The sequence below is a fragment of the Pseudomonas sp. MD195_PC81_125 genome, from assembly GCF_014060985.1.
GTDB lineage: Bacteria > Pseudomonadota > Gammaproteobacteria > Pseudomonadales > Pseudomonadaceae > Aquipseudomonas > Aquipseudomonas parakoreensis.
The window spans coordinates 1-15,698 of sequence record NZ_JABULD010000343.1; the positions used below are offsets into that span (position 1 = coordinate 1).

Genomic DNA, 15,698 nt, shown 5'->3' on the forward strand with positions numbered 1-15,698 from the left:
CAACCGGCACTTAGGAAGCGCTGGTCGGGTTGCTGCTGACGCTCGACGCAGCGGCTGGCGTTGGCGCAGTCGAGGTGGTCGAGGTGGAAGCGGCTGGAGCAGGTGCCGCGGCTGGCGCTGGAGCAGCTGGCTTGGCAGCCGGTGCAGTCGCCGGTTTGGCGGCAGCGGGTTTGGCAGCGGCCGGTTTTTTCGCGGCGGGTTTTGCAACCGGCTTGGCGGCTGGTTTAGCGGCTACTGGTTTGGCAGCAGGCTTGGCCGCAGCGGTCGCAGGTTTTGCTGCTGCAGGTTTGGCCGCTGGTTTGGCCGCGGTTTTAGCAGCAGGCTTGGCCACTGGTTTGGCAGCAACCTTGGCAGCTGGTTTTGCCGCGACCGGTTTTGCAGCGGCGGTTTTCGCGACAGGTTTGGCAGCCGGTTTTACCGCGACTTTGGCAGCTGGTTTAGCAGCAGCGGTTTTTACCGGAGCGGCTTTGCGCGCAGCAGGTTTTGCCGCTGGCTTGGCAGCCGGTTTTGTCGCTGCAGGTTTGGCAGCGGCAGTACGAGCAGCCGGTTTCGCAGCGCTCGCTGCAGCCGGTTTTTTCACTGCGGTTTTGGCAGCAGGTTTGGCGGCGGTTTTAGCCGGTGCCTTGGCCGCTGGTTTTGCCGCTGGTTTGGCTGCAGCAGTTTTCGCCGGCGCTTTTGCCGCCGCAGGTTTCGCGGCCGCTTTCTTCGCAGGCACTGCTGCAGGTTTTGCTGCGCGAGAGGTCAACGCTTTGCCGGCGGCTTCTTGCACACGACCGACACCCTGGGCCAGTTTCAGGCTTTCCTGGGCGTCTCGCTTGAGTTGCAGAATGTAGCTGCGAGTGTCGGACTGGCGATTCTTCAGCGCATCGAGCAGATCTTCGAGTTCTTTGACTGCAGCCTTGGCCTTGTTCTGCGCCTTGGCTTTACCGGCAGCGGCTGCGTCCTGCAATTTGGTGCGGGATTTGTGCAGCTTTTCTTGCGCCTTGCCGCGTTGCTTTTCCAGTTTGGCGAGCAGTTTTTCAGCATCAGCCAAGGCTTGGGAGCAAGCGTTTTCCAAATGCTCGAGCAGGCTGCCCGAGAGTTGTTGGAGTAAGTGCAACGGAGTGTTTACAGGCTTCTTGGTGGCCGACATGGTTTACCTCCTGGCTGACGTGAGTGCGGCTCATACTAGACCTCTGCAGTTACCGCCGCTAGGTCATCTTGACAGTAACGAAACCGTTGCGTTGCAACGAAGCGAAAATGTTCTGCACAAAGACAAAAGCAGTTCACCGTTGCAGACGTTCGCGCTGGCATAATCGCCCGCATCTCAGGACGGAGTGTGCCCATGTCGCGCTACCTTGTTTTATCCCTCTGGATGATTTTTTCCGCCGCCCACGCCGACGAAAAAAGCCACCGCGAACGATGCTCACGATCTGGCCTACAGCCTCGGCGCCAGCCTCGGTGAGCGCTTGCGCCAAGAGGTCCCGCAATTGCAGATCCAGGCGTTGGTCGACGGATTGCAGCAGGCCTATCAAGGCAAGCCATTGGCACTGAGCGAAGCACGGATCGAGCAGATCCTCGCCGATCACGAATCGCAAAACGCCGAACACTCAACGCTGCCTTCAAGCGATGCCGCGATGGAAAACGAACAACGTTTTCTCACCGCCGAAAAAGCCAAACCGGGGGTGAAAGAATTGGCCGACGGCATTCTCCTGACCGAGCTGACACCAGGCACTGGTGCCAAGGCCGGGCCCGATGGAAAAGTGCAGGTGCTGTACGTCGGTCGATTGCCGGATGGCACGGTGTTCGACCAGAACACTCAGCCGCAATGGTTCAGCCTCGACAGTGTGATTGCCGGCTGGCGTACCGCACTGCAGAACATGCCGGTAGGTGCCAGGTGGCGACTGGTGATTCCGTCGGACCAGGCCTATGGCGCCGACGGTGCGGGCGATCTGATCGCGCCGTTTACACCATTGGTGTTTGAGGTCGAATTGCGCGGTGCAACGAGCTGATTCACGCCGATTCACGGGCATAAAAAAACGCGATGCGCTTTCGGCGCACCGCGTTTTTTTTTATGCCTGCGAGAAACCTGTCAGGCCTGAACCGGATCTTCCTGCTTGTGTGCCGTGTGCAGCACTTCAATCAGACAGTCTTCCAGCTCGAAGCGCTCGTGCAGCAGGCCACCCAGTTCCTTGAACTTCTCGGCGACGCATTTGCCTGCATCGCAAAGATCGTTGAACGCGAGGAGTTTTTCGGTGATGACGTCAATACGCGGGTAAAGGGTTTCGGCGAGTTCGAGGCCGCGCTTGTCGTTGAACGCCTTGGCTTCACCGGTCAGTTGTTCGTAGATCTCGAAGTGCCCGGCCGAGACATAATCGACAAGCACACCGCAGAATTCCAGCAAGGGTTTACGGTTCTCGGACAGAGCCTGCGGCTTGTCGCCCAGCTTGTCGTAGGCACCGATCAGTTCTTCACGCTCTTGCAACCAGCGGTCGATCAGCAGATGAACTCCACCCCAGCGTTCCTGAGCATTCTGACAACTTTCGAGCATGGCGATCTCTCTTCCCTTGTGGGTCATGCTGCTCTACACCCGCGCCCCTTTTCTGGCTGTTATCGCTTGGAGGCGAACCGGGCAGAGCGTCATCGAGCAACATAAATCCAATGACACGTGCGGGCCAGATTATGCCCGCACGCCTGTGGCTTCAAGGTACGCAGGAGATAAAGTTCATACAAGTGTTTAATCCCTGACCAGCGCGCGGTGCGACGCTTCGCCGCTGGGGGAGCGCTGCAGAGCGCTCCAGACCAGCCGCAGCAATTGGTACACAGACAGGATGAACATTGCCACAAAGAACAGCAGGCTCCACTCGGGGATACTCAAATCGAACAGTGTCCAGGAAATTTCTGCGCAATCACCATCCCCTTTGAGCATCCGCACCGTGGCACACAACCATGGCAGATTGCTGAACAACGCTTCGGAATCTGGCGCGCATCTCGTCATCTGCACCAGCGGGTCACTCTGCAACAACACCTGTCGCCAGGCTGCCGTCGTCCCGCCCAGGCTCAGGCCAAGCGCAGCGCCCCAGTACAGCGACAGGCCGAAACGCCGTGGTCCATGGACTGCCGCCACCCCGCAACACAACGTCAGCAGCGCCATGAAGAATCGTTGCGCCAGGCACAGGCTGCAGGGCGTCAGCCCGACCGCATACTCGAGATAATAGGAAGCTCCCAGGGCCATAGCCCCTGCAGTGAAAGCCGTGAATAACAAGGAGCGTGAACAGGCCAACGACATGGCTTTTCCGTAGCAATGGAGACAGGCAGTTACGGTAGAGGAAAGCTTGTCAGCCTTTCAAGGCGGAGCTCTGGCGACAGTTCACCAGAAGTGTAGGGAAAACCCGACAGACGCGAGAGGAATAGGCGTAGTCCGCTGTAGGACATCGCCCAAGACGCCCGCCGGTGGTAATTATTCGCTCACTGAACGTTCACGAGGGAGCATGCTCCCTCGCGATATCAGGCATGAACCGGCACTGGCAACGGCGCGGCCAGCAGGCGCTCATCCAGCAATCCGAGACCTTCCTGGAACAACTGGTTACTGCGCTCGGTGTCACCCAGTTGCGCGAGCAGACGCGCCAGCTCTGCACAGGCCTCCGGATTGCGCTGCAGCCGCAGACTGCTTTCCAGGTAATCCCGTGCCTTGCCCCATAAACTGGTTTGCAGACAGAGACGACCGAGGGTCAGCAACAGGCTCGGATCCGCCGGATGCTCTTTGAGCAAGCCTTCGGCGGTCTGCAACTGACGCGCCGGATCACTGCCGCGCACCAGGCCATACAGCCGTGCAAGATGGCTGTCGTACTTGCGCTTGAGGGCGCTGCGCAGGACCTCTTCCGCTTCAACCTGTGCACCCAGCTGACGCAGTTGCTCGGCGTATGCCAGCACCAGTGCCGGCTCTTGGCGCTGCGCGGACGTCAATTGCTCCCAGGCACGGGTGAGCGACTGCAGACCAACCTTGCCGTCCTCGTCACGATGCGCCGCCAGCGACAGGTTGTTACCCCAGGCTCGCCTTTCCAGTTCAGCCAGTTCGGCTGGCGGCAGAGCCTTGTCCTTGCGCAGTTCCGGCAACAGGCGAATCACCGCCGACCAGTCGCCGCGCTGCTGATGCAGACGCTGCAACTGCCGCAAAGTCTGCACGTTATGCGGATGCCGCTCGTGCATCGCTTGCAGGGTCACCAGGGCGCCGTCGGTATCACCGCGATCGGTCTGCAATTGCGCATGACTCAAGGCAATCGCCAGTTCGGCCTGCGGCTGGCGCTCCAGCGCACGCTCAAGCAACTGATCGCACTCCTCGTACTTGCCTTGCTCGTTGGCCGCGCGTGCCGCGCCGAGGTAATACAACAACGGCTGGCGCTCGGCCTCGGCGGCGCGAGACAGATGACGTTGCGCGCTGGCCCAGCGACCTTCGGCCAGATCCAGTTGCCCGTGTTCGATGGCCACCTGCACCCGCCGGCTGCGATTACGTCGCGACCACGGGTTGACCACACCACTGGAGGCCATGACCAGCTCGACCAGGGCTTTGATGCCCCAAATCAGCAGCCACAACACGGCGATCAGTGCCAGCGTCGCCCACAGGCTCGATTCATAACGGAAGCTCTTGTAGGCGATCAGCACGTAACCGGAGTGCTCGGCAATCGCCAGGCCCAGTGCCGCTGTCGCCGCAATCACCAGAAACACGATCACATACAGGCGTTTCATGGCGTGGTCTCCTGCGCGGTGCTGGCGGCAGGTTTGGCGAACGGTTTGACCGACTCTTCAGCGTTGACGTTACGCCGCTCCAGATAAGCCTGCACCGCGCTCAATGTGCCGGTCAGGTCCGGCGTCTTGACGGTGACCGGTTGCTGGCTCAGCTCGGCAACCTGTTCGAGCATGGTTTTGCTCTGCGGATTGTCCGGGTTGAAATTGCCCTTGAGCACGTCCCGCGCTTCGGTCAGCGCCTGGGTGTAGACGGGCGCCTGGCCATTGAGCGCCGCCCATTGCGCCTGCTCCAGCGCCAGGCTCAGGGCCAGACGCACCTGACTCAGGCTTTGCCCGGCCAGCAGTGGCTTCACGTTCTTGTCGGCATTGAAATCGATGCGGATGTAACGCGACACCTGATCCCACCACTGCGCCCAGCGACTGGCACCATCGCCGTCAGCGGTCAGGCCCAGCAGTGACTCGCCACGATCCTTGTACTCCGGGGCCAGTTCGGTCAGTTCGATGACCTGGTCACGCAAGGCACCAATGCGCAGAAACAGGCCGGTGCGATCCGGCTGTTCGGTGCTGCGCAGCGCGACGAGGGTTTTCGCCACTTGCTCGCGGGCGGCGAACGATCCCGGATCATTCTGCTCACGGAGAATTTCGTCAGCGCCCTGCACCAGCGCCTGCGCGCTGCTGATGTCCTGCAAGGCCGAAAGACGCAGGCTGGCCAGTCGCAGCAGATGCTCGGCCTCGGCCAGACGCCAGTCCTTGCGGCTGGCACCGAGGACGGTTTCCAGGCGCTGATTGAGGCGTTGCTGATCACCCTGCAGTTGCGTCACCAGACGCTGGCGCTCGGCGAGTTCATCGGCACCGGGCAGTTGCGCGAGGCGCTCGGTCAGGCGCTGTTCGTTGAGCTTGAGGCTCTGCGCCTGATCGTTCAACGCCTGCACCTGGCCGGACTGCTGCGCAGTGTTGGTCTGCAGGTGACGCACCTGCCAGACACCCCCAGCCACCGATCGCCACGCCGGCAGCGCCGAGCAACAGGGCGACAATGGCCAGGCCGTTGCCTCGGCGCGGCGCTTGGGCCGGCGGTGGCGTTTCAACCTGGGCATCGATCACAGGCTGGACATCATCTTTAGGCAAGGCTGTTTCGCTCACGTATCCATCCTTTGCATTAGAGAACGGGCACGGGATGCTCCCGTAACGCCGTCAGCAAAGCCGCAGCACTCGCGCCACGGCAATCCACAACTGTTTGGGCCCCGGCGGCACGTGCCAGCTCGGCGACCCTTGGGCTTGGCACAAACAACGGCAACTGCGCAATCGCCGGCCAGGCAGCGCCGGCCAGTTGGCACAGGTGCTCGAAACCCTGTCCACTGCTGACCACCAGCCCGTTCAAGCGTTCCGCTTCGATCCGTCGTGGCAGTTCATCCGGGGCATAGGCTGGCAGGTCACGCCTGTACAACTCCAGATACTCGACACTAGCACCTAGCGCACGCAGGCGCTCGGCGAGCAACTCGCGACCGCCCTCCCCGCGCAGGATCAGCACCTGCGCGTCGGCCCCGCTGACCGCTTCGCGCAGACGCGGCAATTGCAGCAGAGCTTCGCTGTCATCGCCGTCGGCAGGAAAGTGTACGTCGAGACCGTGATCGCGAAGAATCTGCGCGGTCGCCGCGCCGACGCTGAACCACGGCATCGACAACGACCCAGGCCCATGAGCGTCCAGCAGATCAAGCGCAATCCGCGCCGCCGGTTTGCTGACCACGATAATTGCGCTGCAGCCCGACAGTTGCGCCAGTGCCCGACGTATCTTGTCAGAGACTGGCAGCGGCACGATGTCCAGAAGCGGCAGGCAACTGCTGAAAAAACCTTCTGCGGCCAACACCCCGGCCAGCGCCGCGCAGTCATCTGCAGGACGCGTCAGCAGCAGGCGCCACGCAGTCACTCGTGACCTGCCTCGCCATACACCGCTTTGAGAATCTCGTCGGCACCCTGACTGAGCAGGTCTTCAGCGACCTTCACACCCAGTGTTTCGGCATCGGCGCGCGACGCACGGGCCTGGGCGCTGAGCAGCTTGCCACCGCTCGGCTCGCCCACCAGGCCACGTAGCCACAATTGCTCACCCTCAAGCACGGCGTAGCAGGCGATCGGCACTTGGCAGCCGCCATTCAGATGTTTGTTCAGAGCACGTTCAGCGGTCACGCGCGAAGCGGTATCGGCATGGTGCAGCGGTGCGAGCAAGGCGTGGATTTGCGTATCGGCGCTACGACATTCGATGCCGACCGCGCCCTGCCCACCGGCCGGCAGACTGTCGTCGACACTGATCGCCGAGGTGATGCGGTCTTCGAAACCGAGACGAATCAGGCCGGCTGCCGCGAGAATGATCGCGTCGTACTCGCCGGCATCGAGCTTGGCCAGACGGGTGTTGACGTTACCGCGCAAGAAGCGGATTTCCAGATCCGGGCGACGGGTCAACAGTTGCGCCTGACGACGCAGGCTGGAAGTGCCGACGACAGCGCCGGCAGGCAGCGCATCCAGGCTTTGATAGGTATTGGAAACGAAGGCATCACGCGGGTCTTCACGTTCGCAGATGCAGAACAGCCCCAGGCCTTCGGGGAAGTCCATCGGCACGTCTTTCATCGAGTGCACAGCGATGTCGGCTTCGTTTTCCAGCAGCGCGGTTTCCAGTTCCTTGACGAACAGCCCCTTGCCACCGATTTTCGACAGCGGTGAGTCGAGCAGCTTGTCGCCGCGACTGACCATGGGCACCAGCGTCACCAGCAAACCCGGATGGGCCTCCTCAAGACGGGCTTTGACGTATTCGGCCTGCCAGAGGGCCAGCGCACTTTTACGGGTGGCGATGCGGATTTCGCGAGAGGACATGGATCAATCCGTACTGAATAGATACGACGGATAATAACAGCTCAGCCAAATCCACTTTGACTTGAATCAGAAACGGCGTGGCCTCCCTGGCCTGCAATGCCCGGCAGAAGAAAGTGCAACCGCGCGCGAAGACCGGGTCAGAGGCCCTGCATCATCTTGCGCACACCGGCCACATGCCGCCGGCTGACGATCAGCGCATCACCATTGAGGCCTTTGAGAAATAGCTGGAAATGCCCCAGCGGCGTGCGTTGCAGACGCTCGATACGGTCGCGGGCGACCAGCGCGTTACGGTGGATGCGCACGAAACGCTCGCCGAATTCGTCTTCGAGGGCCTTGAGCGGCTCGTCCAGCAGCACCTCGCCACTTTCATGGCGCAGGGTCACGTACTTGTGATCAGCAATGAAATAGACCACCTGATCCAGCGGGATCAGTTCGATGCCTTTTCGGGTTCGGGCGCTGATATGACTGCGCGGGCCGTTGCCGCTTTCGGCGGCAGGCCGGGTCAGGGCCGAAAGTTGCGCCCGGTTGGGACGTTCAGCCCGCTTCAGGGCGTCATGCAGATGTTCGGTTCGCACGGGTTTCACCACATAGCCCACGGCGCTGGCCTGCAGGGCTTCCACGGCAAATTCATCGGGGCTGGTGCAAAACACCACGGCCGGCGGCGTTTCACGCTCGCACAGACGGGCAGCCACCTGCAGGCCATCGAGGCCCGGCATGCGGATATCGAGCAGCACGATATCCGGCTTGTGGCTGTCGATCAGCGCCAACGCCTCTTCGCCATTCGTGGCGCTGGGCTCCAGAACTGTATAACCCTCGAGCTCGCTCACCATTCGGCTGAGGCGCTCGCGAGCCAGTGGTTCGTCATCAACGATCAGGACATTCATATTGCGCTGGATTCCTGCGTGAGTCTCGCACAAGGATAGCGTAGACAGGTGAAGTGACGTCCGTCACCGCGATCCACGCTAAGACTAGCCCGAGCGCCAAAAAGTGCCGTACGTCGGCCAGCAATATTTGCCAGTGTCCGGGTCGTACTGCTCAAAGCCCGCTGTTTTCTGCGTTTTTCACGGGGTATGCCAAAGGACAAATCCACCCACCCCCTCTTCTTATAGTCGGCGTCCAGACCTTAGCGCGATCTGCAGTCGCGCCGACCCTTATGTCCAACTGTAGACGCTTGCCGGGCCGATATTGCTCAATCGAAAAATATCCTTGCGCAAATCCCTTGCAGACGGCGCCGACTATGAACGAGCAGATGAGAAAAAAACGTATCGACCGGTGTCAGCGACAGGATTGGCAACCCTGTTATTATCCGCGCCAGCGTTTCACGCCTTCTTTCTCCAAGCCGATACGAGCGAATTCATGAGCACTGACAAGACCAATCAGTCCTGGGGCGGCCGCTTCAGTGAACCCGTCGACGCCTTCGTCGCCCGCTTCACCGCCTCCGTCACTTTCGACCAGCGCCTGTATCGCCACGACATCATGGGCTCGATCGCCCACGCCACCATGCTGGCCAAGGTCGGCGTGCTGACGGATGCCGAGCGCGACAGCATCATCGATGGCCTGCAGACCATCCAGGGCGAAATCGAGGCCGGCCAGTTCGACTGGCGCGTCGACCTCGAAGACGTGCACATGAACATCGAAGCGCGCCTGACTGACCGCATCGGCATCACCGGCAAGAAACTGCACACCGGGCGCAGCCGTAACGATCAGGTCGCCACCGACATCCGCCTGTGGCTGCGTGACGAAATCGACCTGATCCTGGCCGAAATCACTCGCCTGCAAAAAGGCCTGCTGGAGCAGGCCGACCGTGAAGCGGCGAGCATCATGCCCGGCTTCACTCACCTGCAGACCGCACAACCGGTGACCTTCGGCCACCACATGCTGGCCTGGTTCGAAATGCTCAGCCGCGACTACGAGCGTCTGGTCGACTGCCGCAAGCGCACCAACCGCATGCCGCTGGGCAGCGCTGCGCTGGCCGGCACCACCTACCCGATCGACCGCGAATACACCGCGCAACTGCTGGGTTTCGATGCCGTCGGCGGTAACTCGCTGGACAACGTTTCCGATCGCGACTTCGCCATCGAATTCTGCTCGGCCGCGAGCATCGCGATGATGCACCTGTCGCGCTTCTCCGAAGAGCTGGTGCTGTGGACCAGCGCGCAATTTCAGTTCATCGATCTGCCGGATCGTTTCTGCACCGGCAGCTCGATCATGCCGCAAAAGAAAAACCCGGACGTGCCGGAGCTGGTACGCGGCAAGACCGGCCGGGTATTCGGCGCGCTGATGGGCCTGCTGACCCTGATGAAAGGCCAGCCATTGGCCTACAACAAGGACAATCAGGAAGACAAGGAACCGCTGTTCGACGCCGCCGACACCCTGCGCGATTCGCTGCGCGCCTTTGCCGACATGATCCCGGCGATCAAGCCGAAACACGCGATCATGCGTGAAGCGGCCCTGCGCGGTTTCTCCACCGCCACCGACCTGGCGGACTACCTGGTACGCCGTGGCCTGCCGTTCCGTGATTGCCACGAAATCGTCGGTCACGCGGTGAAATACGGTGTGGATACCGGCAAGGATCTGGCCGAGATGAGCCTGGAGGAACTGCGCCAGTTCAGCGACCAGATCGAGCAGGACGTGTTTGCCGTACTGACGCTGGAAGGCTCGGTGAATGCCCGTGACCACATCGGCGGGACTGCGCCGGCGCAGGTCAAGGCAGCGGTGGTTCGCGGTCAGACGTTGATCGCAAGCCGCTAAAAGCATCGCGGGCAAGCCCGCTCCCACAGGGTTCTTTGTTGGAACACGATTTTGTGTTCGGCCCAAAGACCTGTGGGAGCGGGCTTGCCAGCGATTACCTATTTACAAACGCCGCAATATCACTTCTTGGCAGCGATCATCGCCAAAAACGCCGGCATCGCCGCCTCTTTGTCCGCAGCAATCTTCTGCACATGCGGATTCTGCTCAAGCTGCTCCAGCAGCGCCTTGGCTTTCGGCATCTCCGCCAGCCAATCGATCCCGAACAGTTTTTGCCCGACCGCACAGGCCAGCGGCACGCTGTACAGAAAGTACAGATCCGCAATGCTCAGGCTGTCGCCCGCCACGTACGGCGCGAACTTGCCGTGTCGGCCCAGCGCCGCAAAACCCAGCAACAGCTCCGCTTTGGTTTTCTCCTTGATCGCGTCCGGCACCGTCGCGCCGAAGAACGCCTCGCCATAACAGGCGCGCCCCGGCAGCTCGATGTACAGCTCGATTTCCTTGGCAATCGCCAACACCTGCGCTCGCTCGAATGGATCGCTCGGCAGCAGCGGCGTGCCTTTCTGGGTCTGCTCAAGGTATTCGAGGATGATCGCGGTTTCGTTAATAAATCCGGCATCGACGCCGAGTACCGGCACTTTGCCGCGCGGGCTGATCGCCAGCGACTCCGGGGTCTGCGTCGGGTAGAAGGTGACTTCTTCGAACGCCAGGCCTTTTTCCAACAGCGCCAGTTTGACCATGTTGTAGTAGTTGCTGACAGCGAATCCATAGAGCTTGAACATCACATAGCCTCCAGGCCGTGCGGGGTGGGCAGGCACTGTTTATAGATCGCCCGTCACGATCCTGCCAGCAGCATCACGCCGCTGAATGCGGGTAAACTGGCGCCTTTCCTTGAGGAGCCTGCCATGAGCGAGCCGACAGACATCGACAACGACGAAGAAGAGTTCACCGAGGCGACGTTGATCGAAGCCATCGAGAACCAGATCGAAAGCGACAACCCGCCAGCTGCCAAGGCGACCTTCAACAAGTTGACCCTGGTGGGTGTCGAGCGCGAAGAGATCCTCAACCTGATGGCGCACGTGCTGGCCTATGAGATTGACGCGATGCTCGACGAAGACCGCGCGTTCAATACCGAGTGGTATGAAACCGCACTGCGCGCGCTACCAGAGTTGCCAGCGGAAAAGCAGTAAGCAAAACACAGCCCCTTGTGGGAGCGAGCCTGCTCGCGAATGCCGTGTATCAGCAAAAACAACGCTATATGACACACCGCTTTCGCGAGCAGGCTCACTCCCACACAATTTGTCACCCATCCATCCAGCCATCTCTCCGGCCCCGACTACACTGGAATCCGCCTCAAGACAAAATCCCTGATCTGAGCACTGGACATGCCGCAAAAGCGGGTTCACCTTAGGGACGCTGTCGTCCAATTCCTAGAAAGTCTGGAGTCCTTATGTCGCTTACCCCTGAGTTGGTTGCCGAACTGGAAGTCCTCGCACTCTTCAACCTGGACAGTTCCCAGGAAGGTTTGAAAATTCATCAGACCGCTGCCCCGAAACACATTGCCGCCGCCAAACGCCTCTTCGAAAAAGAACTCACCGACCAGCCCGATGGCGGGTATCTGACCAGCCTGGGTCGCGATGCCGCGCAAAATGTGCAAACCGTGCTGACCATTCTGAGAGAGCAGGAAACCGCCTGATTCCCCCTTCTTTTGCCCACGGGAACTCCTGCCACGGGATTTCCGCGGGGCCTGCCTGGCCCTCGCGCTAAAAATCTGGCGTCAAAAAACAAATTCAGCTTAAAAGTCCCGCCGTGCAAAGGCTAAACTGCCTCCCATTCCGAGACCCTCTTCGTCCGAGCCCACGAGCCGGTTTGAGCTGACATGACGCGCACCCATGAAATCCGCCCCGATCTGGACGAAGGCATCGACCGCAAGGTACTCAGCCAGCTGCGCGCGCGTTTTCTCAAGCTCAATGAAGGTCGCCTTGGCCGGGCACTCGAAGGGCTGTCGACCCGCCAGCAAGGCGTGCTGACCCTGCTGCCGCTGTTCTTCCACGTCAATCATCCGCTGCTGCCGGGCTATGTTTCCGGCAGCACGCCAGCCGGGCTGTCCAACTATGAACCGGACGCCATCGCCCTCGCCGAAGCACAACGCCTGACTCGCTCGTTCTCCTACAAACCACGCCACGGCAGCAACCCGCCACGGCCGATTCACGGGCTGTTCCTGATGGGCAGCCTCGGCACCCTGGCCCAGGCCGATCAGAGCGACATGGACGTGTGGGTCTGCCATGCGCCGGATCTGGGCGAAAGCGAGATCGCCGAGCTGCGCAAAAAATGCCAGCTGCTCGAAGCCTGGGCCGCGACCCAGGGCGCCGAGGCGCACTTCTTTCTGATCGACCCGGTGCGTTTCGTCACAGGCGAACGCGACAGCCAGCTCAGCTCCGAAAATTGCGGCAGCACTCAGCACTATCTGCTGCTGGACGAGTTTTATCGCACCGCGATCTGGCTGGGCGGACGCACGCCGATCTGGTGGCTGGTGCCGGTCTACGAAGAAAGTGCGTACGACTTGTACACCCACACTTTGCTGTCCAAGCGCTTCATCCGCGCCGACGAGACGCTGGATCTCGGGCATTTGGCGACGATTCCGCCGGGCGAGTTCATCGGCGCCGGCCTGTGGCAACTGTTCAAGGGCATTGAGTCGCCCTACAAATCGGTACTCAAATTGTTGCTGACCGAGGTCTACGCCAGCGAACACCCGAAAGTGCAGTGCTTGAGCCTGCGTTACAAGCAGGCCGTGTTTGCCAATCAACTGGATCTGGATGAGCTGGATCCGTACATGGTCGTGTACCGACGCATCGAAGAGTACCTGACCGCCCGCAACGAGCCGGAGCGGCTGGAGCTGGTACGACGCGCGTTGTACCTCAAGGTCAACCGCAAGCTCACTGGCAGCAGCCGCACCCAGAGCTGGCAGCGCTCGCTGCTGGAGCGCCTGGCGCACGAATGGCATTGGGATCAGCGCCAACTGGCCTTGCTCGACAGCCGCAGCCAGTGGAAAGTCCGCCAGGTCAGCGCTGAACGCCGCGCCCTGGTCAATGAGCTGAATTACAGCTACCGCTTCCTGACCCAGTTTGCCCGCAGCGAACAGACCGTCAGCCTGATCAACAAGCGCGACCTGAACGTGCTTGGCCGTCGTCTGTACGCCGCGTTCGAGCGCAAGGCCGACAAGGTCGAATTCATCAATCCCCGCATCGCCCCGGACCTCGCCGAAGACACCTTGACCCTGGTGCAGTCGCCGAACAAGAAAGAGCCCGGGCAAACCCAGTGGGGCTTGTACAACGGCAGCCTGAACGCCCTGGAATGGGAGCACTTTGCGCCGATCAAGCGCAGCCGCGAGTTGCTCGAGCTGCTGACCTGGTGCCATCGCAACGGCGTGATCGACAGCAGCACGCGCCTGGCCCTTCATCCCGGCACCAGCGACATGAGCGAGTTCGAGTTGTTCAACTTGCTCGGCAGCCTGCAGCAGTGCATCGCCCTGCCCCTGCCAACCGTTGCAGAAGAGCCGCTGCTGCGCGCCGCGATGCCGAGCGAGGTGCTGATACTGGTCAACGTCGGTGTCGACCCGCTCAAGCATCATCGCGACCTGAACATCCTGATGACCACCGAGCGCACCGATTCGTTGAGTTACGCCGGGGTGCGCGAAAACCTTGTATTGACCCTCGATCAGGTCACGCTCAACAGCTGGAACGAAGTGCTGGTCAACCGCTTCGACGGTCCCCACGCATTGCTCGATTGCCTGCGCGACTACCTCAACAACCTGCCGCGCGGCCCGCAGCAGCCGTCATTGAAAGTGCGCTGCTTCTGCCACAACCGCGCACAGTTCATTGCCCGGCGCGTCGAAGAAGTCATCGATACTGCGCAGACTCTGCTGCTCAGCGAGCTCAACCACCGCTACCTGATTCAGGTGCAACAGCACTATCACGTGCTGGAACTGGTGCCGGGCCAGGTCAATCATGTCGCGCTCGCCACCCTGCCGGCGCTGCTCGATTATCTGGGTGAAGAACAGCCGCGCTATAGCCCGCTGCACCTGGATCCGATGGCGCTGGAGGATCATGACCTCGCGCTGATTCTGCCCATGGGCCAGCCGGAGGCGATTCAGGTGTTCTACCGGATTACCGAACAACAGGCCGAGTTGTACGTGCTGGATGAGTTCAACGCGCTGTGGCAACAGCATCTGCCGTACCACGATGAACAGAGCCTGCTGGTGCCGCTGCAGCGATTCCTGCAATCGATCCAGTACCGGCGAGAAGCACTGTTGCCGATGGACGGCAGCCCGGCGATCAGCCTCGAAACCTTGTATTACCAGTTATTGCCTTCAGGCCCGGGGCGCGCGCGCCGGGTCGAAGCACGGCCGGCGCCGCAAACCCCGGTGAACAAACCGTTCTACGATGTGCAGGCAATCATTGGCAAAGCCGCACCGGGCGAAGTGCAGGTCACCCTGTATTGCAATCAACGAGAATTCAGCGAGCTCGAACATGGCGACCAGCTGTTTAGCGTGGTCGCCCGGGAGATCGTCGAACAGCGCCGCGAAACCGAGCGCTATCGCTGCTACATCACCGACCTGGACCTCTCGGGCCTGCTTGGTGACGGGCAGAGTTCAAGCAATCTGTATTTGCGCTACAAGGCCGACCTGGAGCGCGCCCTGAACGAGGCGCTCGAACAGATCTGAGGCGGGGTCACTCGCGGAAATCACCGCCGTTGGCCGGTTGCGACTCGACTTCCAGCAAAGTCAGTTTCAGGGTCTTGCCACCCGGCGCGGGCCAGTCGATGTGCTGACCGACCTTCAGGCCCAGCAGCGCGCTGCCGACCGGTGCGAGGATCGAGATCTTGCCTTCGTCAGCATTGGCATCCTTGGGATAGACCAGCGTCAGGTGATAATCCTTGCCGCTGCCTTCTTCGCGGCAGTGCACGCGGGAATTCATCGTCACGACATCAGCGGGCACTTCATCGTGGCCGACCAGTGTATCGGCGCGGTCCAGTTCGGTTTGCAGCGCGATCACGCCCGGCGCAGCCTGGTCTTTCTCGTTCAGGTTGTCGATCAGGCGCTCCAGACGTTGTACGTCCAGACGGGTAAGGGTGATGGAAGGTGCGGTCATGATCCGGGCAGACTCCTTTCTTCTGCACACAAAAAAAGCAAAACCCCGCCAAAAAAAGACGGGGTTTTCACCAGGCCTCGATGGGTTGAGGCGTGTTCGGACACTATCACAGCTCAAAAAATATACAAGCCACCCACCCGGCACCCCGCTAACCCTGTAGGAGCTGCCGCAGGTGCGATCTTTTGCTTTTCAAGGAGCAAGATCAAAAAGATC

At 60.9% G+C, this 15,698-nt stretch carries 13 protein-coding genes and 3 pseudogenes; 5 read left to right on the forward strand and 11 right to left on the reverse strand.

The window, feature by feature from the left end; genetic code table 11:
- Positions 1 to 10: 10 nt before the first annotated feature.
- A complete protein-coding gene (locus HT737_RS14280; RefSeq protein ID WP_182402969.1) occupies positions 11 to 1,132 on the reverse strand; it encodes an AlgP family protein in 1,122 nt (373 codons plus the stop codon).
- Between the two features lie 192 nt (positions 1,133 to 1,324).
- Here HT737_RS14280 and HT737_RS14285 point away from each other — a divergent pair.
- Positions 1,325 to 1,991 (forward strand): annotated as a pseudogene (locus HT737_RS14285) (FKBP-type peptidyl-prolyl cis-trans isomerase).
- A gap of 80 nt (positions 1,992 to 2,071) precedes the next feature.
- Here HT737_RS14285 and rsd read toward each other — a convergent pair.
- The 8 genes and pseudogenes from rsd to HT737_RS32750 all read right to left on the reverse strand — a co-directional run.
- Positions 2,072 to 2,530: a sigma D regulator gene (gene rsd / locus HT737_RS14290; RefSeq protein ID WP_131670681.1), complete on the reverse strand. Its 459-nt coding sequence runs from the start codon at positions 2,528 to 2,530 to the stop codon at positions 2,072 to 2,074.
- A 186-nt stretch (positions 2,531 to 2,716) separates the two neighbouring features.
- Complete coding sequence (locus tag HT737_RS14295; RefSeq protein WP_182402972.1) at positions 2,717 to 3,268, reverse strand: disulfide bond formation protein B; 552 nt, start codon at positions 3,266 to 3,268, stop codon at positions 2,717 to 2,719.
- A 218-nt stretch (positions 3,269 to 3,486) separates the two neighbouring features.
- A complete protein-coding gene (locus HT737_RS14300) occupies positions 3,487 to 4,725 on the reverse strand; it encodes a heme biosynthesis protein HemY (protein WP_182402974.1) in 1,239 nt (412 codons plus the stop codon).
- A pseudogene (locus HT737_RS14305) lies at positions 4,722 to 5,865 on the reverse strand (uroporphyrinogen-III C-methyltransferase). The gene HT737_RS14300 and the pseudogene HT737_RS14305 overlap by 4 nt, the downstream one beginning before the upstream one ends.
- Before the next feature lie 16 nt (positions 5,866 to 5,881).
- Positions 5,882 to 6,649, reverse strand: coding sequence for a uroporphyrinogen-III synthase (locus HT737_RS14310; protein WP_182402977.1), 768 nt, complete (start codon positions 6,647 to 6,649; stop codon positions 5,882 to 5,884).
- Entirely contained in the window at positions 6,646 to 7,587 is a 942-nt protein-coding gene (gene hemC, locus HT737_RS14315) for a hydroxymethylbilane synthase (protein WP_182402979.1), read from the reverse strand. The genes HT737_RS14310 and hemC overlap by 4 nt, the downstream gene beginning before the upstream one ends.
- 137 nt (positions 7,588 to 7,724) lie before the next feature.
- Positions 7,725 to 8,471, reverse strand: coding sequence for a LytTR family DNA-binding domain-containing protein (locus tag HT737_RS14320; protein WP_041072003.1), 747 nt, complete (start codon positions 8,469 to 8,471; stop codon positions 7,725 to 7,727).
- Positions 8,468 to 8,608 (reverse strand): annotated as a pseudogene (locus HT737_RS32750) (sensor histidine kinase); the annotation flags it as partial. The gene HT737_RS14320 and the pseudogene HT737_RS32750, both read right to left, overlap by 4 nt.
- Before the next feature lie 335 nt (positions 8,609 to 8,943).
- On the opposite strand from HT737_RS32750, the gene argH reads away from it, so the two are divergent.
- Positions 8,944 to 10,338: an argininosuccinate lyase gene (gene argH / locus HT737_RS14325; RefSeq protein ID WP_047297255.1), complete on the forward strand. Its 1,395-nt coding sequence runs from the start codon at positions 8,944 to 8,946 to the stop codon at positions 10,336 to 10,338.
- Positions 10,339 to 10,457: 119 nt separating this feature from the next.
- Here argH and HT737_RS14330 read toward each other — a convergent pair whose 3' ends face one another.
- Positions 10,458 to 11,117, reverse strand: a complete 660-nt coding sequence (locus HT737_RS14330; RefSeq protein ID WP_047297256.1) for a glutathione S-transferase family protein — start codon at positions 11,115 to 11,117, stop codon at positions 10,458 to 10,460.
- A gap of 123 nt (positions 11,118 to 11,240) precedes the next feature.
- On the opposite strand from HT737_RS14330, the gene HT737_RS14335 reads away from it, so the two are divergent.
- From HT737_RS14335 to HT737_RS14345, 3 genes are all read left to right on the forward strand, one after another.
- Positions 11,241 to 11,525, forward strand: a complete 285-nt coding sequence (locus tag HT737_RS14335) for a hypothetical protein (protein WP_182402981.1) — start codon at positions 11,241 to 11,243, stop codon at positions 11,523 to 11,525.
- Positions 11,526 to 11,785: 260 nt separating this feature from the next.
- On the forward strand, positions 11,786 to 12,031 hold the full coding sequence (locus HT737_RS14340; protein WP_003229392.1) for a TIGR02647 family protein: 246 nt from the start codon (positions 11,786 to 11,788) through the stop codon (positions 12,029 to 12,031).
- 183 nt (positions 12,032 to 12,214) lie between these two features.
- Positions 12,215 to 15,058, forward strand: a complete 2,844-nt coding sequence (locus HT737_RS14345; protein ID WP_182402983.1) for a class I adenylate cyclase — start codon at positions 12,215 to 12,217, stop codon at positions 15,056 to 15,058.
- 7 nt (positions 15,059 to 15,065) lie between these two features.
- Here the strand turns inward: HT737_RS14345 and rnk are convergent, their stop codons facing one another.
- The gene (gene rnk / locus HT737_RS14350) at positions 15,066 to 15,485 is read right to left on the reverse strand and encodes a nucleoside diphosphate kinase regulator (protein ID WP_041071993.1); all 420 of its coding nucleotides are present in this window, start codon (positions 15,483 to 15,485) and stop codon (positions 15,066 to 15,068) included.
- Between the last annotated feature and the right edge of the window lie 213 nt (positions 15,486 to 15,698).